Below are 12232 nucleotides of genomic sequence, written 5' to 3'. Positions count from 1 at the left end.
GTGACGATTATGGTAATGAGTAAGGATGCTAATAGTAGAGAGATTGATACTATTTTGAATAGAATAGTACAGATAGAACACGGCTTCAAACATGTGAATGAAGGAGCAGAAGAAATCATATTGCTGTATGGAGATGAGCGTTGTTTCGATATAGCTCTTGATCTATTTAAGAAAGATAGCTATCAAGTTCGAATGTTGGCTACTGTTATTTTAGGGCATTTAGCCGTGAGCAATAAGGCAGCTCTTCTGTATCTGAAAGACATAGTCAGTATGGATACGAACTGGCGAGTGCAAGAGATGCTTGCAAAAGCTTTTGATGAGATATGTAGAAAAAGAGGTTACGAAGCATCTCTACCTCTTATTGAAGAGTGGATGAATGCAGGAAATCCTAATATTATTCGAGCTGTAACAGAGGGATTGAGAATATGGACAAGCCGCCCTTTCTTCAAGGATAGACCATTATTAGCTATCGAACTTATCAGCAAACATAAGGCTCATCCAAGCAAATACCTGAGAAAATCTGTAGGAAATGCTTTGAGAGATATAGGAAAAAAGCATCAAGATTTACTACTCGAAGAATTAAAGAGTTGGGACCTATCCGATCCATTGGTTTTATTTACCTATAAGCTTGTGAAAAAGAAAAGGTGATAATGCCTTTAGTATGAAAGTTTTGGACAGCTACCCTTGATAGTTAATTTGAATACTAAGAATATATCTCTATCTGAGATAAAGAAGAAAAATCCACAACTGATACTTATTATCGTAAGCAATACAGAGGCAGTAGAACGATTAAGTGCAAATCAAATACCTCTGAACAAAGCTCCATTCTTTAACGAACGAGTGAGATATGAGAGGTCTGGTTTTAAGATCCAGATGGGTATGGAATAGTGTTGTTGGGGTTATCGGAACATCCAATTGTGGAGTTGAGCCAAAGATAATACCTAACTAAATAAGTTAAATGAGGAAGTAAAAGCAAATAGCCGATACTTCCCTGTTCAATGTCCTTGAAGAGGCAGATTTTGTAGCCTTTATTGCACCTCCGTAAGATACTTCCAGTATCGTTTCGGCATATTTTGGCGTTGAAGTTTGAGATTGATGCGCTCTTTTACCGTGATACTTTGGAAGTATTCTTTCCACATTTTTTGGAATAAAATCTCCTCGTCAGACAGCTTCTCCTCTTCTATTATGCCGCTTTTGAGAGCAGTAAAATCTTTCTCGGAGAATGAGATATAGCGCGTTGTTGCTTTGTCGTAGTAGATGCCGGAGTTTCTGTTCGTGTCATATATGATCCACTGCTGGTCTGCATATCTTGCCTCAAAGTGAGAAACGATAAGAGAGAGTATATTGAAACGGGGAGCTATGGGGGCAAAATAGATGTTGTCTGCCGTTCGTTGAAATCGGACGAACTGGATGAATTTTCTCGATTCTCCTGCAACCTTTCTTGTAATCTCTTTTACCCGTATTACGTCTTCGTCTCCGAAGTTCATTTCATAGCCTTTAGGGGCATCTATCACCTTACAGATGTATCTGAATAGAAGCATTTCCACTTCAGGCAGCTCCGACAGCCACACCAAGAGAAGCATGTTTTGAGCAATCTTAGAGATCTTCTTTTCCAAGCCGGACCATACACGTCCGGCTTTTTTTGTGTCTGCGCTTATGGTGTATACCTCGTCCATGAGAAAAGACCTTTGTGCGTCTTGCGAAAGGATGGCTTCCGGTACAATCTTCTGCTCATAGGAGAAAAAGATGCAGGAGAGCAACCCGTCGAGTGTTTTGTCGTAAAGAAATATCGCCATCCTTCTTCTGTCTGTTTTCAGGCTGTTATCACTCTCCGAAGTTTATAGGAATCTGCATTGCTACAGCCAATGCCTGCTTCTCTTTTTTCTCTGCGACCTGCTTGCGAACGTATTCGGGAGAAAGTTCGTTGATGGTGCGCATCGGGAGATCTCGGCAAACGATAAAGTATTGTGCTCTTTTCATCACCACTCCCATTCGTTTCAGCTGAAAAGAGTAGAGTGTCCCGAATCTTCTTGAAGCGATAATCAGCTTTGCAGATTTCACTCCTATTCCCGGTATCCTCAGTATCAATTCATAAGGAGCCGTACTCAAATCCACCGGAAAATACTCCAGATGCCGAAGCGCCCAGCTCATCTTCGGATCTATATCCAAGTCCAAGTCCGGATGCCGGTCGTTTACAATCTCATCCGCACTGAAGTTATAGAACCTCATCAACCAGTCTGCCTGATAGAGTCTGTTCTCTCGTACCAGTGGCGGAGAGAGCAGAGCCGGAAGACGGCTGTCATTCGTATTGACCGGGATATAGCCGGAGTAATAAACCCGTTTGAATGAAGGACGTTTGTAGAGAGCGGATGCGAGGGTCAGTATCTGCTTGTCGCTGTCCGGAGTGGCACCTATAATCATCTGTGTACTCTGCCCGGCAGGAACAAACTTCGGTGCAGAGCGAAACTTCTTTCTCTCTTCGACGCTTTCCAACATTCCTTGTTGGATAAAACGCATAGGTCCGAACACCCCGGCATAATCCTTTTCCGGGGCGAGGATTTTCAGGTTCTCTTCGGACGGGATCTCCAGATTTACACTCATCCGATCCACATACGTTCCTGCTTTGGCTACCAATTCCCGGCTCGCTCCCGGTATGCTCTTCATGTGAATATAGCCGTTGAATCCGTACACCTCTCTTAGTAGCTTCACTGTTCGCAGCATCTGCTCCATCGTATAGTCCGGATTGCGTATCACTCCGGAGCTTAGAAAGAGCCCTTCGATATAGTTTCTGCGGTAAAACTCAATAGTCAGCTCTGCCAGCTCTTCGGGCGTGAACATGGCTCGCTGCACGTCATTGCTTCTTCTGTTGGAGCAGTAGGCACAGTCGTATATGCAGTGATTGGTCAGCAATACTTTGAATAGAGAGATGCAACGTCCGTCCGGAGTGAAGCTGTGACAAATACCCCACCCCGAAGCGTTACCTATTCCGCCCTTTGTATTCTTGCGAGAAGAACCGCTGGATGCACAGGATACATCATACTTTGCAGCTTCTGCAAGCGTTTTCAGCTTCTCTATCGTGCTTTCATTCATTAGGAAAAGTGTCTTTGCTCGGTATTGTGAGAGGAAGTTTTACCTCTTTCTACGACACCTAAAGATAGTCTAATTTACGATATGAACTCTTATAAACGAAGCCGAATTGCACCTGTTTTTTCCGAATATAAACTCTTAAAAGTGTTTATAAACAGGGTCAAAAGTTGTGCTAAAGCGGTATAAATCTACAAACCGAATCTTGATTTGTGGATGTCAAGCCACGATTGGTGCAAATCATGCTTTGATTTGCAGAAGTCAAGCCTTGATTTTCGGCTCTGAACGTGTTAAGTCTTGGTTGTAAACAGGTTTGGAGTAAGTTGTGAGTATATCTAAAAGAAGAAAGAAGGGGGACTCTGTTTTCTCCCTTTCAGACTCATTCTCTTCCTTTTGTGTGCAGAAAATTTTTCGTTCCGGTATCGGATGTATTACCATTAGGGCGATTAAGGTTATCTTTGTGGTACAAGTTTAATGTTTTTCAAAGGATCCATAGATGAAGAGTGTCTATAAAGTGGTGTTGCTGCCCCTTTCGGGTGTTGCGATGGTGGCTCCGGCAAAGCTGTTTGCCGAGGGAAAGAGAGAATCGAATAAGCCTCTGAACATTGTGTATATCATGACCGATGATCATACCAGACAGATGATGAGCTGTTATGACGGGCGTCATATCAGTACGCCCAATCTGGATCGGATAGCGGAGCAGGGGGTCTTATTTTCCAATGCTTACGTGGCAAACTCTATTTCCGGACCGAGTCGAGCATGTCTTCTTACCGGGAAGCACAGCCATAAGAATGGTAAGAAGGATAACCATACCACTTTTGACGGCAATCAGCAGACGGTGCAGGAACTTTTGCAAAAGGCAGGATACCAGACGGCGATGATCGGTAAGTGGCACTTGGATAGCCAGCCTCTTCACTTCGACCACTGGGAGATATTGCCGGGACAAGGAGACTATTACAATCCGGACTTCATCACTGCTGCCGGAAAGACCAAATATGAGGGGTACGTAACCACAGTTACAACCGACTTGGGATTGGAGTGGCTTGATAGCAAGCGCGATAAGAGTAAGCCGTTCTGTCTCTTCCTGCATCACAAAGCCGTACACAGAAATTGGATGGCAGATACTGCCGATCTTGCTCTATACGAGGATAAGGTTTTTGAATTGCCTGCCAACTTCTACGATAACTACGAAGGAAGAGCAGCTGCAGCAAAGCAAGAGATGAGCATTGCGAGCGATAAGGATATGGACTTGGCTTATGACCTTAAGATGTACAGGGAGGGAAAGCCATCGAGACTTAGTGGCTGGTATCCGGGAATCATGAAGAGAATGACACCGGAACAGAGAGAGGTGTGGGACAAACATTACACCCCGATTCTCCAACAGTTTTCTTCTGCCAATCTTCAAGGAAAAGAGCTTGCGGAGTGGAAGTACCAACGCTACATGAGAGACTATGCCAAGACGGTGAAGTCTCTGGACGACAACGTGGGTAGAGTGCTGGACTATCTGGAGCAGAGCGGACTACTCGAAAATACGGTCGTAATCTACACATCGGACCAAGGGTTCTACATGGGTGAGCATGGCTGGTTCGATAAACGATTCATGTACGAGGAGTCTTTCTCCACTCCGTTGCTCATGCGTCTTCCTGCCGGTTATGGCAAGAGAGGAGAGGTATCGGAGCTGGTGCAGAACATAGACTTTGCCCCCACGATGCTGGACATCGCTGGAGTGGAGATACCTGAAGATATACAGGGAGTGTCGCTGATGCCGTTGCTTTCAAGCAAGAAAGCCCCCAAAGATTGGCGAAAATCGTTGTACTATCACTTCTATGAGTTCCCCGGAGAGCATGCTGTTCGTCGCCACTTCGGTGTTCGTACGGAGCGGTACAAGCTGATCCGGTTCTACAAGGATATAGATGCCTGGGAGCTGTACGATCTTAAGACCGATCCTTCCGAAATGAACAACCTCTATGGTGATCCCGGCTACGAAGCGGTAACACAAGAGCTTAAGCAGGAGCTTAAACGCCTGCAAGAGTTGTACGATGATCCTATTCGGACAAGTGTAAGTATAGAATAATGACTACCTTTAGAGGTAAATAATAGAGTCTTAGTCCATGAAAACAAGAACTAAAGCAGCCATAACTCTTGCCGTTGGAGCATTGGGCTATATGGCATACAGGGAGTGGGGTAGAGTAAAACCGGCAAGAGCGTATCCGATAGACTCTTTTGAGCCGGAAAAGTTTGTCGGCTCATGGCTTGTGGTGGCAGGTACACCCCAGTGGGTTTCTTCTTGTAGAGAGAATTTGAGCTACGACTTTTCCATTCTTCCGGATGGCTCCATGCAAGTCTTGAAGAGCTACTGCGAGGCGAGCAAGGAGCGTTGGCATCGCTCGGTAGGGCATGTGCTGTTTCGCGGTTCTTCCTCTCGCGGTGCCCTCAGAGTCTCTTTTTGTGGACCGTTTTATCGTGGATACAATGTTGTTGCGGTAGATGAAGCTTACAGCGTGGCTCTTATAATAGGACGCACCGCAGCGGAAGCGATGATCCTTTCGCGTACTCCGGATGTGCCGGCAGAGATAATGGAGAAGTACATATCCCTCGCCAAATATATCGGCGTCAAGATGGGGGCTTTTGTTTGTCTGGCTTAGAGGAGGATTTCTGTGATTTTATACAACTGTTGTCAAACTATCGGAACGATAGCCTGCTTAATAGAAATAGATAGATGGAGATAGAAGAAAGAGAACAATTCAGGATGATGGCGAAGACCTTGCACGGTCTGGAAGAAGTACTCTGCAAAGAGTTGCAGGAACTTGGAGCCGAAGAGATAGAAAAAGGTAGACGCGTGGTCTATTTTAAGGGAGATAAAAGGCTGCTGTACAAAGCCAATATTCATCTTCGTACAGCATTGAGAGTCCTTGTCCCGATTGCCACATTCGAGGCGACAAATGCAGATGAGGTTTATGACTATCTTAATGAGCATATCGCTTGGGACAATTATCTGGATCCCAAATCCACCTTCGCGGTGGACAGCGTGGTCTATTCGGATCACTTTACACACAGTAAGTTTGTTGCTTACAGAACGAAAGATGCCATTGCCGACTACTTCTCGGATCTGCAGGGACGCAGACCCAATGTTTCGGTGAGTAACCCTGATATTTTATTCCATCTCCATATCTCGCATACAACCGTAACACTCGCTCTCGATTCCAGTGGTGAAAGCCTTCATATCCGAGGGTATAGGAAAGTTCAGACAGATGCTCCCATATCGGAGGTTTTGGCTGCCGGGATGCTGCTTCTTGCCGGTTGGGAAGGCAAGAGTGCCTTTGTGGATCCGATGTGCGGTAGCGGTACCATCCTTATAGAAGCACTTCTTATGGCCAAGGGGATACCTCCCGGTATCTTCCGCCCCTCTTTTGCTTTCGAGAGATGGAAAGATTTCGATCAAGAGCTGTTGAGTTCCATCCTGGACGAATGGGAAGAAAAACCATTCGATCATCCCGTTGTGGGGATGGATATATCCCCAAAGGCGATAGTTGCAGCCAAGAAAAATGCAGAATATGCAGGTGTTTTGAAGGATATTTCTTTTGTTGTATCCGATATATCTGACGTCTTACCGGAGCAGGTTCCGGCTGTATCTCCGGGAGAAGAGCCGCCGATGCTTATGACAAACCCTCCGTATGGAGAGCGGCTTCGTCCGGAAGATCTCGAACAGACATACAGTGTACTCGGCTCTAAACTCAAGCATATCTTTACAGGGTATCGTGCGTGGGTTATCTCTTCATCCAAGGAGGGGTTGTGGAAGATCGGTCTTAAACCATTTTTCAAAGAGGTGCTTTTCAACGGTTCTTTGGAGTGCGAGCTGAGAGGCTATGAGACATTTTCGGGAAAGAGAAGCGAGTTTTTGGAAAAGTCTCCCGAAAAACCATCTCGAAAATCTTCTAAGGAGTCGGAGTTCAAAACCAGAGGTTACTCCGTTTCAAAAGGACAATCTTCCGGAGATGGTGAGAAAGGCGGAAGAAGAAGAGGCGATTTCAAGAAGCGGGAAGAGGGAGAGAAGAGAGCATTTAAGCCTCGTACTTTTGCTGCCAAAACAGAGAAGAAGAGAGAAGAACCGGAACTGTCTCGCTCCGAAAGAGAGATAGAAGAGTTTCGCAGAGAGTTCAGACCTCGCAGGATAGCTCATTTCGATGACGAGAGACGCAGAGCACCCAAGAGAGAGAACGAAGTGCGCTTCCGTCCTCGCCGAAAACATATACAGGAAGAGAAAGAATAACAGACAAGTCATATATCCAAACATTTTAAGAGAAGATGAAAAAGACCCTGAGCGTATCTCTACTTTTGATACTGCTTTTAGGCGGAAAAGCCACAGCACAGATGAAAACGTTTACGTTGGATCAACTTATTCCGGGAGGAAAAGAGTCTCACACGATAGTGCCGGAAAGCACAGCACGTCCTCTGCTTACCAATACTCATTTTATCTATAAGAGAGATAATATCTGGGTAGCTGCTCCACTTTCCGATGTGAGCAAACATCGACCATTCCTGACCCCCGACAGCTGGAAATCTTTGACTGGGGAAGAGGAGATGCCGTATGCCATCTCCCCAGGGGCAAAAGGCTCTTATCTCATAGCATATCACCCCTCTTTCGTTTATCATATCTCCAATGACGGGAAACAGATACTGGCAAAGTACAGGAGTGTGCCGGGAGGGGATAAGCTCTATCACTCGACAGAGAAGGGCGCAATATCTCAGAGTGCCAACCATAAAGTATATATCATCTATCCCGATGCCGAACCACAAGAGATCACTCCGGATGGATCGCGAGAAGTGGTCTATGGTGAGGTGCCTCATCGTAACGAGTTCGGAATAAATGATGGTATGTTCTGGTCTCCCGGCGGACGTCTTCTTGCTTTTTACAGAATGGATCAGAGCATGGTTACAGACTATCCGTTGGTAAATACGGCAGCAAGAATATCGGAGCATACTCCTATAAAGTATCCCATGGCAGGGATGGCGAGCCATCATGTTACGGTAGGAATATATGATCTTGAAAGCCAAAAGACCATCTACTTAAAGACCGGTGCACCGGAGGACAGATATTTTACCAATCTTGCCTGGAGCCCGGACGACAGATACCTTTATATAGATGAGGTGAACAGGGAACAGAACCACTGCTCTTTGGTGATGTATGATGTCCGTACTGGAGAAAAGGTGAGAGAAATCCTTCAGGAGACTCATCCAAAGTATATAGAGCCTTCAGATCCTATTATCCCTCTGAATAGCAAGAAACAGGACAGCTTTCTCAGACTTTCCCGAAACAACGGATTTAAGCATCTTATCCTGTTTACCAAGAATGGAGCTAAGAGCAAACAACTTACTAAAGGAGAGTGGGAGATTACCGATTTTCACGGATTGTCCGCAGATCATAAGTATGCCTACTTTACCTGCAATATCAATAATCCGACGGAAAGACAAGTTGCTCGTGTAGCCATCCCGAGTGGAAAGATGGAGCTGATCACTTCCGTTCCTGCATATCATACTGCTCTATTCAATCCGGGACTTACGGCAATCTTCGACCGATTCTCTTCTCAAACTATTCCCGGTCAGGAAGATATTTATACACTCAAAGGTAACAAGTGGAAAAAAGAGACATTCTTCAAGAGTGAGAACCCTATCTCAGATTTTCGCTTGCCCAATGTAGAAAGAGGTATCATAAAAGATGCTTCGGGGAAGTATGACCTTCACTATAAGATCACTTATCCTAAAGACATCAAACCAGGGGAGAAGCTTCCTGCAATTGTTTATGTATATGGAGGTCCTCACGCCCAACTTGTAACAAATTCATGGAATAGCCTGAATCGTGGATGGGATATATTCATGGCACAAAATGGATATGTTGTATTTACGGTGGATAGTAGAGGTTCAGCCAATAGAGGATTGGAGTTTGAAAACGTTACGTTCAGACGACTTGGAGAAGTAGAGATGGCAGATCAGATGAAAGGTGTGGAGTATCTTCTTTCTCTTCCTTTCGTCGATCCGGATAGGATTGGAGTACACGGCTGGAGTTATGGAGGGTTTATGACTACAAACCTTATGCTGACACACTCGGATATCTTTAAGGTGGGTGTTGCCGGTGGACCGGTCATGGATTGGTCTATGTACGAAGTGATGTATGGGGAGCGTTATATGGATACACCTCAAAGCAATCCGGAAGGATACAATACCAACAATCTTCTTAAAAGAGCAGGCGATCTTAAAGGCAGGCTACTCCTTATACATGGAGACCTTGATCCTACCGTGGTTTGGCAACACAGCATACAATTTGTACGAGCAGCAGTAGATGCCGGAACATATCCGGACTACATGGTCTATCCGGGACATGAACACAATGTTCGAGGTCCTCAAAGAGTACACTTGTACTTTACGATCTCCAGATATTTTGATGATCATCTTAAAAATATACGGAAATGAGTCAGGCAAAAACAAAGCACAACATGCTTGTTCTCGGTAGTGGAGGTAGAGAAGATGCTCTTGCATGGAAACTGAGACAAAGTCCTTTGGCAGACCATCTGTACCTCGCTCCCGGAAATGGAACGGAAAGAAACGGTATAGAGAAGTTGGATATAAAGCTTTCCGACTTTAATGCCATCTGCTCTGCTATACAAGAGAAGGATATTGATGTTGTGGTCATAGGTCCGGAGCAACCTCTTGTGGATGGTTTGGTTGACTTCCTCAAGCAGAAAAAAGAGCTTGAAGGGCTTCATATCATAGGACCATCCGCTAAAGGTGCAATGCTTGAAGGAAGCAAAGATTTTGCAAAAGAGTTTATGCAGAAATATGGCATCCCGACGGCAAAGTATCTTACCGTAACTTCTGAAAACATAGCGCAGGGAGAAGCATTTTTAGCATCTCTTTCTGCTCCCTATGTACTAAAAGCAGATGGACTGGCTGCCGGTAAAGGGGTATTGATCTTATCTTCCTTAGAAGAAGCTCTTAAAGAACTTCGGGAGATGCTTACCGGAAAGTTTGGGAACGCCGGAAATAAGGTTGTGATAGAGCAGTATCTTTCCGGTATAGAGTGTTCCTGCTTTGTCTTGACCGATGGCAAAGGCTATATGTTGCTGCCTTATGCCAAAGATTACAAGCGTATCGGCGATGGAGATAAAGGCCTCAATACCGGAGGGATGGGTGCTGTGTCTCCCGTTCCATTCCTCTCTTCGGAACTCAAAAAGCGTATAGAGGAACAGGTGGTATGCCCTACCATAGAGGGACTCAACCGAGAGGGGTTGGACTATAAGGGCTTTGTTTTTATCGGCTTGATGATCTGTGAGGGGAAAGACCCTTATGTGATAGAGTACAACTGCAGAATGGGAGATCCCGAAACGGAAGTGGTAATGCCGAGAATTGGAGAAGATCTTCTGCCACATCTTATCAAACTGAAAGACCAAACGTTGTCTTCCGGATCATTGGAAGAGATTGCGGAGTATGCCACCACTGTTGTCATGACCAGCGGGGGGTATCCGGAAGAATATAAAACAGGATACGAGATTGCCGGAATAGAGTCGGCAGAAAATGGAGACGGAGTGGTTGTCTTCCATGCCGGTACTAAAGGAGCAGACGGTAAACTTCTATCTTCAGGAGGACGAGTGTTGGCATGTACCGGCATAGCCCCTACGCTTCAGAAGGCATTGGATAAGAGCTATCGAGCCACATCGTTAATCTCTTTTACAGACAAGTATAATAGATCCGATATAGGAAAAGATTTGATACCTTGGACATAACAAACATCGCTTTACCGGCACAAAAAGCTTTAGAACAGATTCGTTTTTGCTTTTCTACTTACGAGTTTCTTACTCCGTGGGTGCTTGGTATTGTGTTTGTTTTGACCCTGTTTTTTGTGCGCCGGCACGGACTGATATACTACGGAGGACGCTCTCAGGCATTTGTCGTTCCTCTGTTGTTTACACTCCTTGCCGGTGCTGTTTTTAGGGATATTTCGGTCTGGACTCTCTCCTTGTTAAGTACATATTTTTTACTCTTCTTTGTAGAGATAGGTCTGAATAGTTATGGCCGCAAGCAGAGAGTAGTTGCGATGTTTGACACGGGAATCTTCATTGCCCTGCTTGCTCATATCCATCCGGTCTTCTTTATCCTGCTTCCTATTATTTTTAGGGTACTTAGGCGATTGGAACTTCTGCATAAAAAACAGATAGGGGCACTTATTTTGGGGATCTTCTCCATATTTTGGTGTTCTGCTCTGATTATATATATCTTCTCCGGTATAGAGGTTCTAAAGGATAGTGTAGTTCATTACCTTCTTTTACCGGGCGATTTAGTGAAGAATCTCCAATCCTACCGGATATTTTCTCAACAGTTTCTCTTGAGGGAGCTTCCTCTGATTGCGCTTATCATTATGATAGTGGTGCAAACAACCGGAATGCTGCCAAGATCTTTGGAGAGACAGCGGATTACCATTGATATACACATTCGTTTGGTTATCCTTCTCTATATCGCTCATCTCCTTTATGAGCCTGAGGGGGCATCTCTGTACCTTTGCTGTGCATTCTATACCTCTATACTTTCGGGATATTGTCTGACTCAAGCCAAAAGTATGATCTTACGCACTTTGATATTGCTACCATATCTCTTTTTGCTTTATTCCTGCGTACAAAATTTATTGAATACAACATGGACTTTCTCATAGAATACGGATACTTGGGAGTATTCATTGCCGCATTTCTTGCAGCTACCATCCTACCCTTTTCGAGCGAAGTGGTACTCTCCGGAGTATTGCTTGCCGGTTCGGACTATTGGATGTGCATTGTTGCTGCAACCCTGGGTAATTGGCTTGGAGGTATGAGTTGCTATTGGCTTGGAGCGCAAGGGAAGAAGGAGTGGATTATTAAGTATCTCCGAGTAAATCCGCAACGTCTGGAGAAGATAACTACATGGCTTCAAGGTCGAGGCAGTTGGATGGGCTTTTGGGCATTTCTACCCGGAGTGGGAGACTTTTTTGCAATAGCTCTTGGTCTTCTTCGTGCCAATGTTTGGAGCGTTGCGCTGTTTATGCTTGCCGGAAAACTTGTGCGTTATCTGGTTTGGCAGCAGATTGTAGACTTTTTTGTTGCCCTGTTCTAAACAAGGCATTAAC

10 protein-coding genes are annotated in these 12232 nt (G+C 45.0%); 8 read left to right on the top strand and 2 right to left on the bottom strand.

What is annotated here, in order from left to right; translation table 11 throughout:
- Nucleotides 1–15: 15 nt before the first annotated feature.
- Nucleotides 16–648: a DNA alkylation repair protein gene (locus HQ43_RS00670; RefSeq protein WP_036788455.1), complete on the top strand. Its 633-nt coding sequence runs from the start codon at nt 16–18 to the stop codon at nt 646–648.
- Nucleotides 649–1028: 380 nt separating this feature from the next.
- Here the strand turns inward: HQ43_RS00670 and HQ43_RS00660 are convergent, their stop codons facing one another.
- Both HQ43_RS00660 and HQ43_RS00655 read right to left on the bottom strand, forming a co-directional pair.
- Nucleotides 1029–1796: a TIGR03915 family putative DNA repair protein gene (locus tag HQ43_RS00660; RefSeq protein WP_036788382.1), complete on the bottom strand. Its 768-nt coding sequence runs from the start codon at nt 1794–1796 to the stop codon at nt 1029–1031.
- Between the two features lie 28 nt (nt 1797–1824).
- A complete protein-coding gene (locus HQ43_RS00655) occupies nt 1825–3090 on the bottom strand; it encodes a putative DNA modification/repair radical SAM protein (protein ID WP_036788380.1) in 1266 nt (421 codons plus the stop codon).
- 490 nt (nt 3091–3580) lie between these two features.
- On the opposite strand from HQ43_RS00655, the gene HQ43_RS00650 reads away from it, so the two are divergent.
- The 7 genes from HQ43_RS00650 (at nt 3581) to HQ43_RS00620 (ending at nt 12219) form a co-directional block, all read left to right on the top strand.
- Nucleotides 3581–5158, top strand: a complete 1578-nt coding sequence (locus HQ43_RS00650) for a sulfatase family protein (RefSeq protein WP_036788378.1) — start codon at nt 3581–3583, stop codon at nt 5156–5158.
- A gap of 37 nt (nt 5159–5195) precedes the next feature.
- A complete protein-coding gene (locus HQ43_RS09350; protein ID WP_052090053.1) occupies nt 5196–5729 on the top strand; it encodes a lipocalin family protein in 534 nt (177 codons plus the stop codon).
- Between the two features lie 74 nt (nt 5730–5803).
- Nucleotides 5804–7354, top strand: coding sequence for a THUMP domain-containing class I SAM-dependent RNA methyltransferase (locus HQ43_RS00640; protein ID WP_036788376.1), 1551 nt, complete (start codon nt 5804–5806; stop codon nt 7352–7354).
- 35 nt (nt 7355–7389) lie between these two features.
- On the top strand, nt 7390–9552 hold the full coding sequence (locus HQ43_RS00635) for a S9 family peptidase (protein WP_036788374.1): 2163 nt from the start codon (nt 7390–7392) through the stop codon (nt 9550–9552).
- Nucleotides 9549–10862, top strand: a complete 1314-nt coding sequence (gene purD / locus HQ43_RS00630) for a phosphoribosylamine--glycine ligase (RefSeq protein WP_052102976.1) — start codon at nt 9549–9551, stop codon at nt 10860–10862. Before HQ43_RS00635 ends, purD begins: the two co-directional genes overlap by 4 nt.
- Nucleotides 10853–11785 carry a hypothetical protein gene (locus tag HQ43_RS00625; RefSeq protein ID WP_036788369.1) on the top strand — a complete coding sequence of 311 codons (933 nt, stop codon included), beginning with the start codon at nt 10853–10855 and terminating at the stop codon, nt 11783–11785. The genes purD and HQ43_RS00625 overlap by 10 nt, the downstream gene beginning before the upstream one ends.
- Nucleotides 11770–12219 (top strand): YqaA family protein, encoded by a 450-nt coding sequence (locus HQ43_RS00620; protein ID WP_036788366.1) that lies wholly within the window; start codon nt 11770–11772, stop codon nt 12217–12219. The genes HQ43_RS00625 and HQ43_RS00620 overlap by 16 nt, the downstream gene beginning before the upstream one ends.
- Nucleotides 12220–12232: the final 13 nt, after the last annotated feature.

The sequence above is a fragment of the Porphyromonas canoris genome, from assembly GCF_000769115.1.
Lineage (GTDB): Bacteria > Bacteroidota > Bacteroidia > Bacteroidales > Porphyromonadaceae > Porphyromonas_A > Porphyromonas_A canoris.
This window is presented reverse-complemented; position numbering and strand designations above follow the sequence as displayed.

Coding starts and splice junctions, on each gene's coding strand:
- purD (WP_052102976.1), top strand. CDS start 9,549: ATGAGTCAGGCAAAAACAAAGCACAACATGCTTGTTCTCGGTAGTGGA.
- HQ43_RS00640 (WP_036788376.1), top strand. CDS start 5,804: ATGGAGATAGAAGAAAGAGAACAATTCAGGATGATGGCGAAGACCTTG.
- HQ43_RS00660 (WP_036788382.1), bottom strand. CDS start 1,796: ATGGCGATATTTCTTTACGACAAAACACTCGACGGGTTGCTCTCCTGC.
- HQ43_RS00650 (WP_036788378.1), top strand. CDS start 3,581: ATGAAGAGTGTCTATAAAGTGGTGTTGCTGCCCCTTTCGGGTGTTGCG.
- HQ43_RS00635 (WP_036788374.1), top strand. CDS start 7,390: ATGAAAAAGACCCTGAGCGTATCTCTACTTTTGATACTGCTTTTAGGC.
- HQ43_RS00620 (WP_036788366.1), top strand. CDS start 11,770: ATGGACTTTCTCATAGAATACGGATACTTGGGAGTATTCATTGCCGCA.
- HQ43_RS00655 (WP_036788380.1), bottom strand. CDS start 3,090: ATGAATGAAAGCACGATAGAGAAGCTGAAAACGCTTGCAGAAGCTGCA.
- HQ43_RS00670 (WP_036788455.1), top strand. CDS start 16: ATGAGTAAGGATGCTAATAGTAGAGAGATTGATACTATTTTGAATAGA.
- HQ43_RS09350 (WP_052090053.1), top strand. CDS start 5,196: ATGAAAACAAGAACTAAAGCAGCCATAACTCTTGCCGTTGGAGCATTG.